The 16052-nt window shown below is 67.8% G+C and carries 17 protein-coding genes; 8 read left to right on the top strand and 9 right to left on the bottom strand.

The features are described from left to right. Positions 1-156 precede the first annotated feature (156 nt). Together QH470_RS31660 and QH470_RS31655 are read left to right on the top strand one after the other, a co-directional pair. A complete protein-coding gene (locus QH470_RS31660; RefSeq protein ID WP_342228478.1) occupies positions 157-1224 on the top strand; it encodes a sodium:calcium antiporter in 1068 nt (355 codons plus the stop codon). Between the two features lie 549 nt (positions 1225-1773). Then, positions 1774-2220, top strand: a complete 447-nt coding sequence (locus QH470_RS31655; RefSeq protein WP_280276045.1) for a hypothetical protein — start codon at positions 1774-1776, stop codon at positions 2218-2220. 267 nt (positions 2221-2487) lie between these two features. On the opposite strand, the gene QH470_RS31650 is transcribed toward QH470_RS31655, so the two are convergent. Both QH470_RS31650 and QH470_RS31645 read right to left on the bottom strand, forming a co-directional pair. Next, complete coding sequence (locus QH470_RS31650; protein WP_280276044.1) at positions 2488-4137, bottom strand: ABC transporter permease; 1650 nt, start codon at positions 4135-4137, stop codon at positions 2488-2490. After that, positions 4134-5057 (bottom strand): ABC transporter ATP-binding protein, encoded by a 924-nt coding sequence (locus tag QH470_RS31645; protein ID WP_280276043.1) that lies wholly within the window; start codon positions 5055-5057, stop codon positions 4134-4136. Before QH470_RS31645 ends, QH470_RS31650 begins: the two co-directional genes overlap by 4 nt. A 92-nt stretch (positions 5058-5149) precedes the next feature. Between QH470_RS31645 and QH470_RS31640 the strand changes: the two genes are divergently transcribed. Both QH470_RS31640 and QH470_RS31635 read left to right on the top strand, forming a co-directional pair. Continuing rightward, positions 5150-5659 carry a GbsR/MarR family transcriptional regulator gene (locus tag QH470_RS31640; protein ID WP_280276042.1) on the top strand — a complete coding sequence of 170 codons (510 nt, stop codon included), beginning with the start codon at positions 5150-5152 and terminating at the stop codon, positions 5657-5659. Positions 5660-5675: 16 nt separating this feature from the next. Next, on the top strand, positions 5676-6185 hold the full coding sequence (locus QH470_RS31635; protein WP_280276041.1) for a GbsR/MarR family transcriptional regulator: 510 nt from the start codon (positions 5676-5678) through the stop codon (positions 6183-6185). A gap of 25 nt (positions 6186-6210) precedes the next feature. On the opposite strand, the gene QH470_RS31630 is transcribed toward QH470_RS31635, so the two are convergent. From QH470_RS31630 to QH470_RS38365, 4 genes are all read right to left on the bottom strand, one after another. Continuing rightward, entirely contained in the window at positions 6211-6897 is a 687-nt protein-coding gene (locus QH470_RS31630) for a potassium channel family protein (RefSeq protein ID WP_280276040.1), read from the bottom strand. Next, the gene (locus QH470_RS31625; RefSeq protein WP_280276039.1) at positions 6890-8269 is read right to left on the bottom strand and encodes a TrkH family potassium uptake protein; all 1380 of its coding nucleotides are present in this window, start codon (positions 8267-8269) and stop codon (positions 6890-6892) included. The genes QH470_RS31630 and QH470_RS31625 overlap by 8 nt, the downstream gene beginning before the upstream one ends. Before the next feature lie 160 nt (positions 8270-8429). After that, the gene (locus tag QH470_RS31620; protein WP_280276038.1) at positions 8430-8822 is read right to left on the bottom strand and encodes a DoxX family protein; all 393 of its coding nucleotides are present in this window, start codon (positions 8820-8822) and stop codon (positions 8430-8432) included. Between the two features lie 350 nt (positions 8823-9172). Continuing rightward, complete coding sequence (locus tag QH470_RS38365) at positions 9173-9526, bottom strand: DUF3592 domain-containing protein (RefSeq protein WP_425302819.1); 354 nt, start codon at positions 9524-9526, stop codon at positions 9173-9175. Between the two features lie 518 nt (positions 9527-10044). Here QH470_RS38365 and QH470_RS31615 point away from each other — a divergent pair. Next, the gene (locus QH470_RS31615) at positions 10045-11016 is read left to right on the top strand and encodes a phosphatase PAP2 family protein (protein ID WP_280276037.1); all 972 of its coding nucleotides are present in this window, start codon (positions 10045-10047) and stop codon (positions 11014-11016) included. Here the strand turns inward: QH470_RS31615 and QH470_RS31610 are convergent. Both QH470_RS31610 and QH470_RS31605 read right to left on the bottom strand, forming a co-directional pair. Then, positions 11007-11678: a class I SAM-dependent methyltransferase gene (locus QH470_RS31610; RefSeq protein ID WP_280276036.1), complete on the bottom strand. Its 672-nt coding sequence runs from the start codon at positions 11676-11678 to the stop codon at positions 11007-11009. The genes QH470_RS31615 and QH470_RS31610 overlap by 10 nt on opposite strands. Further along, positions 11675-12679, bottom strand: a complete 1005-nt coding sequence (locus tag QH470_RS31605; RefSeq protein WP_280276035.1) for a hypothetical protein — start codon at positions 12677-12679, stop codon at positions 11675-11677. Before QH470_RS31605 ends, QH470_RS31610 begins: the two co-directional genes overlap by 4 nt. A gap of 391 nt (positions 12680-13070) precedes the next feature. Between QH470_RS31605 and QH470_RS31600 the strand changes: the two genes are divergently transcribed. The 3 genes from QH470_RS31600 to QH470_RS31590 all read left to right on the top strand — a co-directional run bounded on the left by QH470_RS31600 (position 13071) and on the right by QH470_RS31590 (position 15660). After that, on the top strand, positions 13071-14303 hold the full coding sequence (locus QH470_RS31600; RefSeq protein ID WP_280276034.1) for a cation:proton antiporter: 1233 nt from the start codon (positions 13071-13073) through the stop codon (positions 14301-14303). Next, positions 14296-15408 carry an FAD-dependent monooxygenase gene (locus QH470_RS31595; protein ID WP_280276033.1) on the top strand — a complete coding sequence of 371 codons (1113 nt, stop codon included), beginning with the start codon at positions 14296-14298 and terminating at the stop codon, positions 15406-15408. The genes QH470_RS31600 and QH470_RS31595 overlap by 8 nt, the downstream gene beginning before the upstream one ends. A gap of 120 nt (positions 15409-15528) precedes the next feature. Beyond that, positions 15529-15660: a hypothetical protein gene (locus QH470_RS31590; RefSeq protein ID WP_280276032.1), complete on the top strand. Its 132-nt coding sequence runs from the start codon at positions 15529-15531 to the stop codon at positions 15658-15660. Positions 15661-15764: 104 nt separating this feature from the next. Here QH470_RS31590 and QH470_RS31585 read toward each other — a convergent pair. Continuing rightward, a partial coding sequence (locus QH470_RS31585) for a CBS domain-containing protein (protein ID WP_280276031.1) occupies positions 15765-16052 on the bottom strand: 288 nt, incomplete at its 5' end.

The raw sequence follows: 16052 nt of genomic DNA, 5'->3' as shown, positions 1-16052 counted from the left end.
CCCCCCCCCCCCCGCCCCCCCCCCCCCCCCCCCCCCCCCCCCCCCCCCCCCCCCCCCCCCCCCCCCCCCCCCCCCCCCCCCCCCCCCCCCCCCCCCCCCCCCCCCCCCCCCCCCCCCCCCCCCCCCACGTCGTTCCGCAGGCCACGCGGCGCACCGATTCCCGCGGACCCTCACTCGTGGGAGAGGCGCCCGGCGCGAGACCGTTACCATGAAGATCAAGAAGCGGGCGGACGCGAAGGCGCCTGCCGAGGGTGGGAGGGTCGTCTGCTCGTTCAGGTTCTCGGTGTCCTCGCCGGGCTCGCCATCCTCCCCTTCGCCGCCGACCAACTGGTCCTGGGCGCCGCGCGCGTGGCCCGGCAGCTCCGCGTGGCACCCGCGATCGTCGGCGTCATCATCATCGGATTGGGCACGTCCGCACCGGAATTCGTCGTCTCCGGCACCGCCGCCGCGACCGGCAACGGCGGGATCGCCGCCGGGAACCTGGTCGGCTCCAATATCCTCAACATCACGCTGGTGCTCGGTGTCGCCGCTCTCGCCGGCACGGTGAGCGCGTCCTCGACCGTCATCAATCGCGAGGTTTTCGTCTCCACCGCCGCTGTCGCATTGTTCGCCGCGGCCATGCTCATCGGCCTGAATCTGTGGACCGGGTTCCTGCTGTGTGCCGGTGCCGTCATCGCGATCACCGTGCTGGTGCGCTGGGCCCGCACCGACCAGAACAACCTCGCGGTCACCGAGCAAGCCGTCGAGTTCACCACGGCCGACCCGGACCCGCGGCACCGCGCGGGCCGTGAAATCGTGCGCACTGCAGCGGGATTGGCCGGGGTGCTGTTCGCGGCGCAGCTTCTGGTCACCAACGCCGCGGCGATCGCCACACGATTCGGGGTCCCGCAGCTCATCATCGGCGCCACTCTTGTCGCGCTGGGCACCTCCGTCCCCGAACTCGTCGCCGCGATGCAAGCCCAACGCCGCGGTGAAACAGACCTCCTCATCGGAAACGTCTTCGGCAGCAACATGTTCAACAGCCTCCTCGGCGGCGGCCTCGTGGGAATCCTCACCGGGCCCGGCGACTCCGTCTCCATCCGGACCGTCCTCGTCCTCGCCATGTTCGCCACTACCGCTCTCGCCTGGCTGCTGCTCCGACGCGACCTGCGGCTCACCACCGCCGAAGCCGTCCTCCTGCTCGTCGGCTACACCGCAACCCTCCCGCTGATCCTCACATCCTGAGCGGCACAGGCGGATTCGAAGCAGCGCACACGGCGTAGCGCGAGACCCAGCGGGTCTACGCGCCGCTGCCGGGTCTGGGGCGCGGGGTGCGCGTTTTCGGCGAGAGGTAGATCGACGTGCTCGACACCGGCCCGACCGACCAGGCCACGCAGCCTCGATCGCGTTCCAGCCGGGTAAGGAGTTCGTGCGCGTGAACCAACGCAGCCCGAGCCCGCAACAGCGCCTGCCCGGTATCGGCCGTGCCCGTCTGTGCTTCGATGGCCCATCGCCTGGCCTCGACTACGTCGGCCCGAACACAGTGCAAACCTCGTCGGCGTGCCGTGCAAAGGTGGAAGACAACTCCAACTTGCGGGACAACTCCATAACCTGCATGCTCGTCGGAAACCCACCTCGCCGACAGGGCACGAAGCCACGCATCCAGCAGCCGATCGGCACGGCCGGATCGTTCCGCCCGCGCGATGGTAGTCACTGATCCCCGGCAACCGGCGAGATCTGGGACGACCAGCGGGGAGGCCGTATCGAATCGTATGTGGCCCTTATGATCTGCGAATGGTGGATCTCGTGGTGCCGTTACTCGCTGGTGTGGTGGTGAGTGCGGTGTTCGGGTCTGTCGTGGGGGCGTCGTATCACCATGTGATCGTGCCGTTCAATGAGGTGTTCCGGTCGTATGGCGGTCCGGTGTATACCGGTCGCCGTCCGGCTTCGGTGATCGCGCACACGTGCCGGGAGGGCCACGAGCCGGTTGCCTGCCGGTGTCCGCCGCGACGGTTGCGTTCGGTGCTGGAGTATCGGGGAGCGGACTGGCTGATTCGGCACCGTCACGTCCCGGGCCGCTATCCGGTCGGTGCCGAGATCGCTGTCCGTGTCAGCTATCGGAGCAATCGCCCGTATCCGCTGACGCGGACTACGGTCGTTCGCAGTGCGGTCCTCGGTGCACTCTGGGGTGCCGGTGCGGGTCTGCTGTACGCGACGGTGTTGTCGGTCATGCTGGCGTAGTAAAGATTTCGCGAAGCGAGGTGTGCATGTCGGGCTTCGGCGACTCCGGTCTGTGGGAATCGGTGATGGTCGTGGCGGCCCTACTGTGGCTGTCGGGAGTTGCGGTGACTGTTGTCGGCCTGGGCGTGGGGTGGGGGAGAAGCCGCCGCTTGCGCCGCAGACGCGACCGGGACTCTCACGATTAGCCGCCGCCGAGTCCCGCTGTGCGGCGTTGCCGGCCTGCGGTCCCGGGCTGGTGGAACTTGCCCGGGACGCCAGCCTGCCACGCTATTTCATGTCGAGGTCTCGGTGCCGGAATCGGTATCCGCCGACTGCGGCGAGTGTGGCCGCAAGGGCGGTGAGGGTGATCAGCGGTGGCCACGTGACGGGTTCGAGTGGCAGACCGCCGATGTGCTCGAACGGTGACAGATTCATCACCGGTTGCGGCAGATCCATGATGGGCCCGAAGAATCCGAGAATCATCGAGAAGCCGAACAGTGCCCAGACGGCGCCGATGGCCGAGGGCAGGACACCGAACAGCAGGGCCGCGACCGCGAGGACGACCAGGACGGCCGGGAGATAGGCGAGGTGCGCGCCGGTCACCTTCCACAGGTAGCTGGCGTCGCCGATCGAGATCGCCGCCGACAGCCCGAGCGCCGCGCCGGTCACCAGCAACAGGACGGCGGCGCCGCCGGCGAGGACGCCGATCCAACTGCCGAACAGCGCCCAGCGTCCGGTGCCGGTGGCGAGGACGGGTTCGGCGCGGCCTTTGGTTTCCTCGCCGCGCAGCGACTGGACGCCGAGGATGGCGAAGACGACGACCAGCAGGGCGTCGAAGATCGCCATGGTGCTGACGTAGCCGTCGAGCATGCGGTCGGGGTTGCCGCCCATGACGTCGATCATCTGGTCGGGGAGGTCTTCGAAGGAGTCGACGAGGGTCTTGGTGAGTGCGCCGTAGAGCAGCCCGGTCGCTGCCAGCGCGGCGCCCCATCCGATGAGACTGGCTCGTTGCAGTCGGAAGGCCAGTGCGACAGGGGAGTTGAGCCATGCGGCCGCACGGGGGTGCCCGCGCCGGGGTGCGACGAGGCCGGCATCGAGGTCGCGGCGCGAGGACAAGACGTAGCCGAGCGCTGCCGCGGCCGCGGCGAACAGGACCGACAAGGCCAGCGGCCACCACCGCGGGTCGACGTAGGCGCGGGTCTGCTGCGACCAGGCCAGCGGGGACAGCCACGACAGGGCGCTGCCGCCCTCCCGGATCGAGTCGCCGGCCGCGCGCAGGACATAGGCGACGCCGAGGGCCACCCCCGCCAGACCTGCAGCGGCGCGGGAGTATTCGGTGATCTGGACGGTGATCGCGGTGATCGCGGCGAAGACGAGGCCGGCCGCTCCGACACCGGCGCCGAACAAGGGCGCGCCGCTGGTGTCGAGCCCGGCGGCGGCGAAACTGCCTGCCACGAATACTGCCAGGATCGCGTTCGTGGCGAGGGCCACGGTGAGCGTGGCGGTCAGTTGGGCGTGGCGGCCGACGACGTTGGCCCGGATGAGTTCGGCGCGGCCGGTTTGTTCCTCGACGCGGGTGTGCCGGGACACGAGCAGGATGTTCATCAGCGCGGCCAGCAGCAGGAAGTACAGCCCGTAGACCGCGACGATCACCGACTCCACGGTCGGGTGATCCAGACCGTAGCCGGGACCGGAGATGAGCGCGCCCATCGTGCCTTCGGCGAAGCTGCTGACGGCTTTCAGATCCTCTTCGGTCTTATAGGTCTGCGGCAGCGCGCTGGCGTAGTACAGGCCCATGACGGTGATGCCGAGGATCCAGGCCGGCAGCTTGATGCGGTCACGGCGCAGCATGAACCGGATCAGCGTGCCGGTGCCGGTGAACCCGCCGCGGCGGACCGAAATCCTGCCGGCAATCGATTTTTCGGTCGATACGGTCATCGTCCGGCTCCCGCGGTGCCGTTGCCGTTGGCGGCGAGTTCGTCACCGTAATGCCGCAGCATCAGCTCTTCGAGAGTGGGCGGGTGGCTGGTGAGTGCGCGTAGACCGGCGGCGCTGAGTTTGCCGATGGCCGCATCGAGTGCGGGGCCGTCGACGTCGAACCGGATCCGGTCGTCGTCGGTGACTACGTGGTGGACTCCGTCGAGGTCGTCGAGTCCGTGAACCGGCCGGGTGGTGACGGCTTCGACGGTGGTGCGGGTCAGATAGCGCATCTCGGCCAAGGTTCCCGATTGCACGATCCGGCCGAGCCGGATGATGCTGACCCGGTCGGCCAGCTTCTCCACTTGGGCGAGGATGTGGCTGGACAGCAGCACCGTGATGCCGGCGGCCTTGGCCTCGTGGACGATGTCCTGGAACACGACCTCCATCAGGGGGTCCAGCCCCGCGGTCGGTTCGTCGAGCAGCAGCAGTTCCACATCGGAGGCGAGGGCGGCGATGAGGGCGACTTTCTGGCGGTTGCCCTTGGAATAGGTGCGGCCCTTCTTGGTGGGGTCGAGATCGAAGCGCTCCACGAGTTCGTCGCGGCGGGTCGCGTCGAGCCCGCCGCGGAGCCGGCCGAACAGGTCGATCGCCTCGCCGCCGGTGAGGTTGGGCCACAGCTCGACGTCGCCGGGCACATACGCGAGACGGCGGTGTAGCTCGACCGCATCGGTCCAGGGGTCTCCGCCGAGTAGCGACACCGTGCCCCGATCGGCCTTGAGCAGGCCGAGCAGTACGCGGATGGTGGTCGTCTTGCCCGCTCCGTTGGGTCCCAGGAAGCCGTGCACCTCGCCGCGGGCGACGTCGAGATCCAAGCTGTCGAGTGCCTTGGTGGGGCCGAAGGATTTGTGCAGTCCGGCGATGGCGATCGCGTTGTCCATGCCGAGATCGTACACATGTTTCACAAATTTGTGAATCGACTTAAAAGCTATGATGTAGCTGGTCGTTGGATGTTTCGAGTGGAGGTGAGCGAGTGTCGGCAGCGCCGGAGGATCGCCAGGAGGACGCGGTCTTGCGATTCGTCGAACAGTTCGCGCTGCTGCTCACCGAATCGGGGATGCCGCGGATGTCGGCGCGGGTGTTCGCTTATGTGCTCGCCGACGACGCCGAGCGGTACACCGCTCAGGACTTGTCACGCGGGCTGCAGGTCAGTGCCGCCGCGATCTCCGGTGCCGTGCGGCACCTGACGCTGATCGGTCTGCTTGGTCGCGAGCGGGAGCCTGGCGCGCGGCAGGACACCTACCGCGTCTACGACGACGACGTCTGGTTCGCGATCACTATGCAGCGGCAGGAGGCGCTGGATCGGTCGGTGCGGTTCCTCACCGAGGGCGTCGAGTTGCTCGATCGCGCCCGCCCGGGTGGACGGCGGGTCCGCGAAACGCTCGAGTACTACCGGTTCATGCGCGCTGAACTGCCGGAAACGATGCGACGATGGCAGCAGCGGCGCCGGGAGCTGTTCCCGGAGGCCTACCCATCGGACTGACGGAGAAGAGGGCACAGTGGCGGATCCGGACGCGGCGCATCCAGGAGACGCCACCGTGCGCTTTGTGGAGAAACTCGCGCTCGGTCTGGCCGAGATGGGCTGGCCGCGCACGCCCGCGCGGGTATTCGCCGCGCTCATGATGTCCGAGCAGGGCCGGTTGAGCGCCGGGATCCTGGGAGCGACGCTGTCGATCAGCCCTGCCGCGGTCTCGGGCGCGGTGCGCTACCTCGAGCAGGTCGGGCTGGTGGCCCGCGAACGACTGCCCGGCGAACGCCGCGACACCTACCGGCTGCACGACGATTTCTGGTATGCGAGCTTCCTCAAACGGGACCGGATGATGCGGATGTGGTCCGAAACCGCCAGTGAGGGAATCGATCTCGTCGGTGCGGAATCCCCGATCGGCCGCCGGCTCACCGAGATGCGTGACTTCTTCGACTTCTTCGCCGCCGAGCTGCCCGCGCTGTTCGACCGGTGGCACGCTCGACGACTGGCCGGGAACACCGCGAGCGACGGAGCTGCCTCGTAGCGGGCAACATGCTCGCCGCCGGTCGTCAGACGAGATCGGCGAAGGATTCCACGCAGGCGATGCTGCCGGAGACGATCAGCTGGTCGCCGTCGGCGACGACGTTGTCGGGTGTGGCGTAGGTGAATTCGCCGCCGCGGCGTTTGATCGCCACGACCGTGACGTTGAAGTGTTCACGAAGTCCGCTCTCGGTGAGCGTGGTGCCGATCACCGCGTGCGGGGCGGTGGTGCGCACCATCGCGTAGTCGTCGTCGAATTCGATGTAGTCGAGCATGCGCCCGGTGACCAGGTGGGCGATGCGTTCACCCATGTCGAACTCCGGCAGGACCACGTGGTGGGCGCCGATGCGTTCGAGGATGCGGCCGTGCTGGCGGCTGTTGGCCTTGGCCCAGATACGCGGGATGCGGAAATCGACCAGCAGCGAGGTGGTGAGAATGCTGGCTTCCAGGTCACTGCCGATACCGACCACGGCGTGCGGGAAGTCGGCCACGCCGAGCTGTTCGAGCGCGTCGGGGTCGGTGGTGTCGGCGACCGCGACGTGGGTGAGTTCGTCGGAATATTGTTGCACCAGACGCGGATCGGCGTCGATGGCCAGGACTTCCGAGCCGTGCTCGACGAGTTCGTGGGCCAGTGAGGCGCCGAAGCGGCCCAGCCCGATGACCACGACCCGGGTGGTGGGATGCTTGGGGGGTTTGGTGACGGTTGTCCTAGCCAACGATGGGTCGCTCCTCCGGTAGTTCGTAGCGCCGTTCGTGCTCGCGCAGGGCGAGCGCGGACGCCAGGGTGATCGGCCCGACTCGGCCGATGAACATCACGACGATCAGCAGCAGGTGGCCGGTGGCAGGCAGGCCCGCGGTGATGCCGGTGGACAGGCCGACGGTGCCGAACGCCGACACCACTTCGAACAACACCGCGTCGAGCGGGCGGTCCGACATCCACAACAGCATCATGGTCGCCACCAGGACCACCGCAACACCGAGCAGGGCGACGGTGATCGCCTGCCGCTGAACGGTCGCGGCCAGCCGCCGCCCCATGACATGGACGGTCGGCTGCCCGCGTATCTCCGCGGCCACCACGAACGCCAGCAACGCGAATGTGGTCACCTTGATCCCGCCCGCGGTGCCCGCACTGCCGCCTCCGATGAACATCAGCGCGTCGTTGACCAGCAGCGTGGTGGGATGCATCGCACCCACATCGACGGAATTGAAACCGGCCGTGCGGGGAGTGGCGCCGTGGAAAGCTCCGGTGAGCAGCTTCCCCGGAAACGACAACGGCCCGAGCGTGCCCGGGTTGCTCCATTCCAGCGCGGTCACCAGCACCATGCCGGCCGCCAGCAGCCCGAAATAGGTCAGCACCGTGATCTTCGTGTGCAGCGACCACCCCGGCAGTCGCCTGCCGCGGCGGCGGGCGACGGCCGAGCGCATCGTCTCGAACACCACCGGGAATCCGATGCCGCCCAGAATGAACGCGACGGTGATCGGCACGATCGTCCATGGATCGGTCGCATGCCGGACGAGGCTGTCCTCGTGCAGGGCGAAACCGGCGTTGTTGTACGCCGACACGGCGTGGAACACACCGTAATACACCGCGGAACCGAACGACTCGGTCGTCGTGGCCAGACGGCGAGCGGCGAGGACGCCGGCGACCACCACCTCGATCACCAGGCTCATCGCCACGACTCCGCGCACCACGCGCCGGGTTTCACCCAAGCGCAGTGTCTTCGTCTCGGCTTGGGCGATCAGCTGCATACGTAACCCCATCCGGCGGGCGACCAACAGTCCCAGCAGTGAGGCGGCGGTCATGATGCCCAGGCCACCGATCTGGATCAGCCCGAGCACCACTGCTTGACCGAACGGCGACCAGTAGGTCGCGGTATCGACCACCACCAGCCCGGTCACGCAGACCGCCGAGGTGGCAGTGAACAGGGCAGTGATCAGTCCGGTCCACTCGCCGGTGCGGGAGGAGACCGGCAGCATGAGCACCAGCGCCCCGACAATGTTCATGACCAGGAACCCGGCGACGGTCAGCCGGGCGGGGTGGCCCAGCGGGCCCAGCCTCCGCACGACCGGCACAGCAGTACGGCGCATGGTGTTCAGTCGCCGAGCCGGGGAGGGGACGCGGCAGCCGTGCCGGTTCTCAACAATGTCTCCTCACAGTTCTTTCGGGCTCTCGCGTCTCGACGCCGGCCGGCGCGGGCGTCGAGGGTGCCAGCGCATGCCGCCCGCAGTTTATCCGGCGTTACTCGTGTCAGCCGATGAAGGACTCGGGGCCGAACCGGCCCCAGGCTACGAAGGTGGCCAGCGCGAGGTAGACGAAATTCAGCGCGACATATTTGTACTGTCCGTAGCGGGCGTGGGTGACCATCGCGCCGATCATCAACAGGATCCAGCAGACTGCGGTCACCGCCACCATGATCGGTGCGATGTCGAGTGCGGCGGGCAGGGTGAAGCCTGCCGCGGCCAGAATCTCGAGGACCCCGAGGGTTCTGACGAAACCCGCGCTGGCACGTTCGGTCCATCCACCGCCGGACTTCGTACCCAGTTCGTCCAGCTTGTTCTTGGGCATGAACGCCTTGGTGGCGCCACCGAACAAGGCGAGCGCGGTGAGCAGCCCGGTAACGATCCAGAGTGCGAGGTTCATGAGCTTCTCCGATGGCGTGTCCGGGGGCGAGCGGGTTCGTCCTCGATAGGACGAGCCGTTCGCTCGAGGGTGTGGCTTTCGGCCACCAGACACCGTCGGTATTGGGCGTGTGACACTCGAATGAGGTGACGTGCGCCACTCCACCGATTCACCGCGCGTCCTCACCCAGAACCGCCGGGATCAGGGTCGCTGGCGGCTCGGTGCCATTCGTCTTCATCGCGAACGTTGAGACGGCCATCGAGGCGCCCAGCGCCCCGCGGCGGGCGGGTTCGTCGATGCGGCTGGTAGCGCTGGGTCGGCGGACAGCTATCGCGGAACGTTGCCCGGCGGCAGATTCGAAACCCGGGCCATCAACTGCGCTCGGGTCTGCGGAGTAACCACCATACGAGAAATGCGCAACCCGACCCGAGCACGGCACCCCAGGCTAGTGAGAACTGCCACCGTATTCCCGGCTCTTTTCTGGGTTCGTCGAACGCTGATTCGTACGGATTGTGCTGCGAGTACACCACGGTGAGCTGGTCGCCGACAGCTGGGGCGCTGCTCAGGTGGGTGATTCGGGTCTGACCGACGTAGCTTTTGCCGTTCACGTCGAAATGGTAATCCGCGTAGCGGATTGATCCATGGCTCCTGATTTGGTAAATCGTCGCCGTTGTTCGGGTTGCGTCGTGGAAGGGCCCGCGGTTCCGCGCTGCGCTGTTCAGCATCAAGACCGACACGACAAGTGAGAAACCGACAACCCCCGCGACCATGGCAACGGCTATTCGAGCGACATATGGACGGTTACGCCACCAGGTCGAACCCATTCCACCCCGGCCTCGAACATGCAGACACGGTTCGTGAGCGTTTCACGAACGAGGTGCCCCTCCTACGGCATCTGCTGCCTTCTCTGGACTTGCTCACGATCGGTCGACCCTCATCTGTCCCTTCGGCCGTGAACCCCGGCTTCGATGAAATCGCCCTCTTCACCCCATGTTTCGCACCGGTTGAGCTTTCGCAGATACTACAAGTACGGCAGGTTGAGCGCGGCGTCGAGCGGTTATTCCTGTCGGGAACCGCGCGGAACGTTGGTGGTTTCAGCGCTGTCAACCGTGACGGAGAAGAATGTCGCGTTCGGGGCATTGTCCAGCGTTGTGGGCTGGCCGCAGTCGGGGCCCGGGCACTTACGTGCGCTCGTGTTTGTGCGTGGTGCTGATCCGGTGAACGGGCATGAAAGACTGGGTGAATGGCCGGATCGTTTACTGCGCGATCTCGGATCCTGCTGTCCGAGCCCGGCGGTGACGGTCCGTGGCGCCGGTTGCTGCGGCATGTGGTGCGGTACGCCTATCTCGCCGCTTTGGTGGCCGCATTCGTGATCGGTGAGCTTCCTGGAAGTCGGCTGCAGGAGGCCGCGTGGATTTTGACCGGGATCGTCGCGTTCACCGTCGATCGCTCGTGGCGTCACCATCTGCGCGTGGTGGTGGATTGGCTTCCCCTGGTCGGTGCTCTGCTCGTCTACGACTACACCCGCGACCTCGCCGACACCCTCGCGATGCCCGTGCGGATGGGGGAGTTGGTGTCGGTGGAGCGGTGGCTGTTCGGTGGTGCGGTGCCGACGGTGTGGCTGCAGCAGCACTTCGCGGCGGCGGGGCAGCCGTGGTGGACCCCGGTCATCGGGATCGTCTACACCACGCATTTCGTCGTGCCGTGGGCGGTCGCGGCGATCTTCTACGTGTACTCCCGGCCGTTGTGGGCGCGGTACATGCGGCGGGTCCTCATTCTGTCGTACTTGGCGCTGGTCACTTATATTCTGGTGCCGGCCGCGCCACCGTGGTTTGCCGGGCGCGAGGGTGCCCTTCCCGATTCCGTCCGTCGGATCTCCGGTTTCGGTCTCGGGGTCGTGGATCCCGATGTCAGCGTGGCGTGGCTGGAGGAGCACGGCAATTACGTTGCCGCGCTGCCTTCGTTGCACACCGCGTTCGCCGTGCTGGTGGCCGTGGCCTTGTGGCCGCTGGCGGTGCGGTGGTGGCTACGGCTTCCGCTGGCGCTGTTTCCGGCCGCGATGGCGTTCACCCTCGTCTACGGCGGCGAACATTATGTGATCGACGTGCTGCTCGGTGTCGTGTACGTCGCCGTCACCGCCGTCGTGGCCGGAGCGTGGGAACGCTACCGAGGCGCGGCGTCGCAACCGGCTGTACCGGAGCCGGTTCACGCCTGATCGTGGGCTCGCTGCCGCGGCAGGCTGGGGGAGTCGTCGAGTTCTCGGTGGACCCGGTGTGCGCGACGGCCGCTGACCATGACTGCGACGGACCCGTACGGTAGCCAGTCGACCTCGAGGTGCTCGAGCGGGCTGTGCTCGAACTGGTCGTGTAATCGGGTGGCTGCCTGTCCGGTCGTCAGGGAGCAGTAGGACGGGCGCACGTAGGCCAGGGCCAGCTGTCCGCCCGGGCGTAGATGCTGGGTCAGTTGTGTGATGACGGATCGGCCGTCGGTCCAGTACTGCCAGACGTTGATGCCGTAGATGAGGTCGTAGGTGCCGCGCAGGGTGTCCGGGTGGGTGACATCACCGCAGTGCAGGTGCAGAAGCCCGGAGCTGACATGGCGGCGGGTGCGTCGGTGCGCTTGCCGGCTCATCACCGGCGACAGGTCGATACCTGTGACATGTCCGCGGGGGACGCGGGTACAGACCTCGCCGAGGGTGACGCCGGGGCCGTGGCCGAGTTCGAGAACTTGTGTGGTGGGTGCGAGCGGAAGCCGGGACAATACCCACCGGCTGCGCACGCGGTAGTGCGGCTGGTGCGCCATGACCGCTCCGGCGACGGCGCCCAACGTGCCGCGCGGGCACGCGAAATGCGATGTCAGCATGTCGAGGCGGGTCATCGGCGATCTTCACAACGAGTACAGGGCTTCAGCAGGGGCGGCATCGATCCTCCTGGTTCGCACAGCGATTCGACACGCCGACCAGGCTTCCCGGCACTCCGGTCGCAGACCATACAGCAGCTGTGGCCCGGCAAACCGCATTCGCGCACGTGTCGCCCGCGTCGTGTGCATGTCTGCGGACGTTCGGCCCTCTGCACCGGACACGGATGTGTCGCAGCCGCTGTGCCGGTGGACCGGTCTGCCCGGATCAGACAGGGGCCGGTGGCCATCCCGGGTGACGGTGGGGACGGCATCGACGGTACGGCAGGTGATGTCCGACTCGGGCTGTTCGGATCGAGGGGGTTGCTGTGCGAGTTCGTGCGGGTCCAGCGACGGCAGGTGTCGGCGAGTGTGTCGCCGTCGGTGGTCCGTGGTGTCGGTCCCCAGACGTCGGTGACGAGCCAGCCGTCGAACACATCGTAGTTGGGGGCGCGCAACGGTGGTTCCGTCATCGTGCGCCGGGTCGGTAGCGGACGTGGATGCGGCCGGGAGGTGTCCTGTCGCATGGCCAGCCACGTGATGGAGCCGGAAGTCGACTCGGTGGGGCGCCGCCAATAGAAGGTGCTGGCGCCGTCGTCGGATTCGGTGACGTCGGTGGCGTCGAGACAGTAGGCCGCGACGTATCCGTCGGCGGTTCGGCGGATTTCGAGGATGCGGGCCAGGAAAGTGCCGTTCCAGCGCAGGCTCCAGTTGCCTTCGCCGGCGCCCACCGGATAGAACCCGCCGTCGGGGTAGTGCAGCCAGTCGACGGTGTCGATGGTGTCGGCGTAGCCGGGGTAGGCCAGGCGGGTGCCGATGGACAACGACAGTTGCCTGCTCTCGGCGAAGCCGCGGACAACTGCCGCCGGGGGGTCGCTCAGGTCGACGCCGTCGGCGGCGCTCCACCGGAAGGTGTAGTCGCCGGCCCAGGCGAGGGGAAAGGTGTAGTCCGCGCTCGCTCCGACCGTCGGGTGGGGACGCACGGCGGTGGTGTCACCGGGGGAGTGGGACTGGCTGCCGCAGCCTGTCGCGGCGAGAAATCGCCGCCGCTGCGGCGGCTGTCGCCATGCGGGCGAACGGCCGCATGCGCGCTCGACCCCCTTCCTGTCGAGGTGGTTACTGCCAGAGGGCGGCTCGACGCTATCGCAGGAGTTGCCTGCTCCGAGCCGATGTGTCCCGGATCGTTGTTGATGACGTCGAACAGTGACCGTGGGTAGCGATCCGGTGGCTGATTACGAAAGACGATCGCTGGTGCGGAAGCCGGGTTGCGTCGACGTGGTCTATACGGCATCTTTACCGGCGGTGCGCCGGGAAGTCTGGTCGGCAGCGTGGTCCCGATCGGGAGTCGCGTTCGATCAGGGACGGTGGGAGTCTGTGGCGCTGGTATTGGCGTTCGGGGTGGTGTTGCTTGTCAGCGTGTCGTTATCGGGTGTCGCGGCGCGGACGGTGCTGTCGACGGCGTTGCTGTTTCTCCTCGCGGGGGCGGTGATCGGGCAGGGCGGTTTCGGGCTGGTCACCATCGAGCCCGGCGACGAGCTGGTGGTCGTGCTCGCCGATGTCGCGCTGTTCACGGTGTTGTTCACCGACGGTCAGCGAGCGAATCTGCCCGCGTTGCGCGACGGGTGGCGGTTGTCGGGGCGGGCGCTGGGGTTGGCGATGCCGTTGACGATGGTGTTGATCGCGGTGCCGGCGCATTGGCTGGCCGGGTTGGATTGGCCGACAGCGTTTCTGCTGGGCGCGATCCTCTCGCCGACCGACCCGGTGTTCGCCTCGGCCATCGTCGGGCGGGTGGATGTGCCGCTGCGGTTGCGGCGGCTGCTGAATGTCGAGTCCGGGCTCAACGACGGGCTGGCGCTGCCGTTCGTGCTGATCTTCCTCGCGACCGCGGCACACCGGCATTCCGGCGTGGGCCATATCTCTGTGGAGCTGGTGCTGGGTGTGGTGCTCGGTATCGCGATTCCCGCGGTGGTGGCCTTGGCGTGGCGGCTTCCGGTGCTGACAGCGGAGCCGAGGCTGCAGGCGTTGGGTCCCTTGGCGATTGCGGTGTCGTTGTACGGGGTGTGCCACGTGACGGCGGCGAATCCGTACCTGGCAGCGTTCGCGGCCGGGTCGACGCTGGCCACCATGGACCGAGTGGCGGCCGAGGTGTTCGAGCCGGTCGGGGATTTGCTGTCAGAGGTGACGAAGTTCGCCGCGCTGCTGGTGTTCGGGGCGTTGATCACCCCGGACCGGCTCTCGCACTTGGGCATCGGGGGATGGGTGCTCGCTGTGGTGGCGATCGTGCTGGTGCGCCCGGCGGCGATGCTGGTGTCGCTGCTGCGCACGCCGCTCTCGGGCCCGGAGCGTGCGGCGGCGGCGTGGTTCGGGCCGAAGGGGTTCGCGTCGGTGGTGTACGGGCTGCTGGCGCTGCAATCGGGGATCGCCGCCGGTGAGGCGGTGTTCGATCTGGTGGCGGTGACGATCGCGTTGTCGATCATCGCGCACTCCTCGACGGATGTGCCGGTGGCGCGGCTGCTGCGGGTGGATCCCATGGACAATCTGCCGCCCGGTACGCCCGCCGATGTGAGGCCGGTCCCGGCGGTGGCGAGTGGGGTCGACCATGGGTAGGTCGGTGCTGGTGTGCGGAGCGGGCATCGCGGGCACGACGCTGGCGTACTGGTTGGGCCGCAACGGATTCGAGGTGACCGTTGTCGAACGCTCGACCGGGCAGCGCTCGAGCGGCAGCCCGGTGGACGTGCGAGGCGGAGCGGTCGACGTCGCGGAACGGATGGGCGTCATGCCACGGCTGCGCGACCTCGCGACCCGCGCGGAGCGGCTGGTGTTCGTCGACGCGCACGGTGCACCGGTGGCGTCGGTGCGCCTGTCGGTGTTCGGTGGTTCGGCCGGTGACCGCGAGGTCGAGGTCTGGCGCGCGGACCTGGCCGACGCGCTGTCGGCTGCGGCGGAGGAATACGCGCAGGTCCGCTTCGGCGATACCGTCGCCGCCCTCACCGAGGACGCGGCGGGGGTCGACGTGGAATTCGCCGGCGGCACACGCGACCGATTCGATCTCGTCGTGGGTGCCGACGGGTTGCATTCGGTGGTGCGGCAGTTGGCGTTCGGGCCGGAGGAGGCGTTCATCGAGCATCTGGGGATGTACGTCGCCACGGTCGCCGCGCAGCATCCGCTCGGCGATGGCGCCGACGTGGTCATGTACAACACGCCCGGCCGAGTCGTCGGCTTCCATCCCGCCGGGGGACGGCCGGGAGCGGTATTCATGTTCCGGCACCCGGCGATACCCGGGTTCAGCCCGCGCGACAGCGTCCTGCACAAACAACTGGTTACCACCGAGTTCGACTCGCACGCAGGGGTTTTCGCAGGAGTCCTCGATCAGGTTTCGGCGGCGGGCGAGCTGTACTGCGATGCGGTCAGCCGGGTGCGAGTGCCGCACTGGTCGACCGGCCGGATCACGCTGGTCGGTGACGCCGCCTCGTGCGTGTCGCTGTTCGGGGAGGGCTCGTCCAACGCGATATCCGGCGCCTACACCCTCGCCCAGGAACTCACCCGGACGCCCGAAGACCCGGGCGCGGCCGCCCATCGCTACGAGCGCCGCCAGCGGCGGGCGATCCGCTCGGCGCAGCGCGGGGTCCGCGTGGCGAAAGCTGTCCTCGTGCCCGCCACCACGCCGGGAATCATCGTGCGTAACTTGATGATCCGCGCTCTGCCGGGCTAGTTCGCCCGCAGGCCGCTGTCCGTTGGTTCTGGAGTCTCGCCGCGGCGGAATGGAACTCGCCGTGCGGCTGTGCGAGTGAATCCGGCACCGCCACGTCGCAACCGGCGGTACGGTGACCGCATGTCCGAGCTGATCGTGCTGGCGGTGATCGGTGTATTCGTTGCGGCAGCGCTGATGATGCGCTGGTACAACCGCACTCATCCCGGTGCCGACGGCGTCGGCGACGGCTCCGATCGATCGAGCCCGAACTAGCACATCGACAGGGCAGACCGCAGGCCGGGAAGGCGGGCGATGACACCCGCGTTCACCAGTGCAGCGATCATGACGCACCGCCGCGTGAAGCGCCGTGAGTCGGATCAGCGGGAACGCAGCGTCGCCGCCAGCAGGCGCGAAGCGGTGATGACTCCGATCAGTTCGGAGTCCTTCATGACCGCGACCAACGGGCTGCGGTACTGCGACATGGTGGCCGCCACCTCGAGGATGGTGTCGTCGGCCTTCGCCGCGGGCACCTTGATCAACCGCTCGGGAATGACGTCGCGGACCTTCTTGCCACGCAGCTTCGTCACCATCCGATCGCAGGTCGATTCGTCGATCACCCCGGCCAGTGACGGATCGTCCTGCACGTACCGCGGCACCAGGAACCG

It is taken from the genome of Nocardia wallacei (assembly GCF_029868745.1).
GTDB lineage: Bacteria > Actinomycetota > Actinomycetes > Mycobacteriales > Mycobacteriaceae > Nocardia > Nocardia wallacei_B.
The sequence above is the reverse complement of the archived record's forward strand: the minus strand, read 5'-3'. Positions and strand labels throughout refer to the sequence as shown.

What these genes read in the sequence shown, in the direction of transcription:
- QH470_RS31655 (WP_280276045.1), top strand. Translation starts at nt 1,774, where the DNA reads ATGGTGGATCTCGTGGTGCCGTTACTCGCTGGTGTGGTGGTGAGTGCG.
- QH470_RS31650 (WP_280276044.1), bottom strand. Translation starts at nt 4,137, where the DNA reads ATGACCGTATCGACCGAAAAATCGATTGCCGGCAGGATTTCGGTCCGC.
- QH470_RS31645 (WP_280276043.1), bottom strand. Translation starts at nt 5,057, where the DNA reads ATGGACAACGCGATCGCCATCGCCGGACTGCACAAATCCTTCGGCCCC.
- QH470_RS31625 (WP_280276039.1), bottom strand. Translation starts at nt 8,269, where the DNA reads ATGCGCCGTACTGCTGTGCCGGTCGTGCGGAGGCTGGGCCCGCTGGGC.
- QH470_RS31620 (WP_280276038.1), bottom strand. Translation starts at nt 8,822, where the DNA reads ATGAACCTCGCACTCTGGATCGTTACCGGGCTGCTCACCGCGCTCGCC.
- QH470_RS38365 (WP_425302819.1), bottom strand. Translation starts at nt 9,526, where the DNA reads ATGCTGAACAGCGCAGCGCGGAACCGCGGGCCCTTCCACGACGCAACC.
- QH470_RS31615 (WP_280276037.1), top strand. Translation starts at nt 10,045, where the DNA reads ATGGCCGGATCGTTTACTGCGCGATCTCGGATCCTGCTGTCCGAGCCC.
- QH470_RS31610 (WP_280276036.1), bottom strand. Translation starts at nt 11,678, where the DNA reads ATGACCCGCCTCGACATGCTGACATCGCATTTCGCGTGCCCGCGCGGC.
- QH470_RS31595 (WP_280276033.1), top strand. Translation starts at nt 14,296, where the DNA reads ATGGGTAGGTCGGTGCTGGTGTGCGGAGCGGGCATCGCGGGCACGACG.
- QH470_RS31590 (WP_280276032.1), top strand. Translation starts at nt 15,529, where the DNA reads ATGTCCGAGCTGATCGTGCTGGCGGTGATCGGTGTATTCGTTGCGGCA.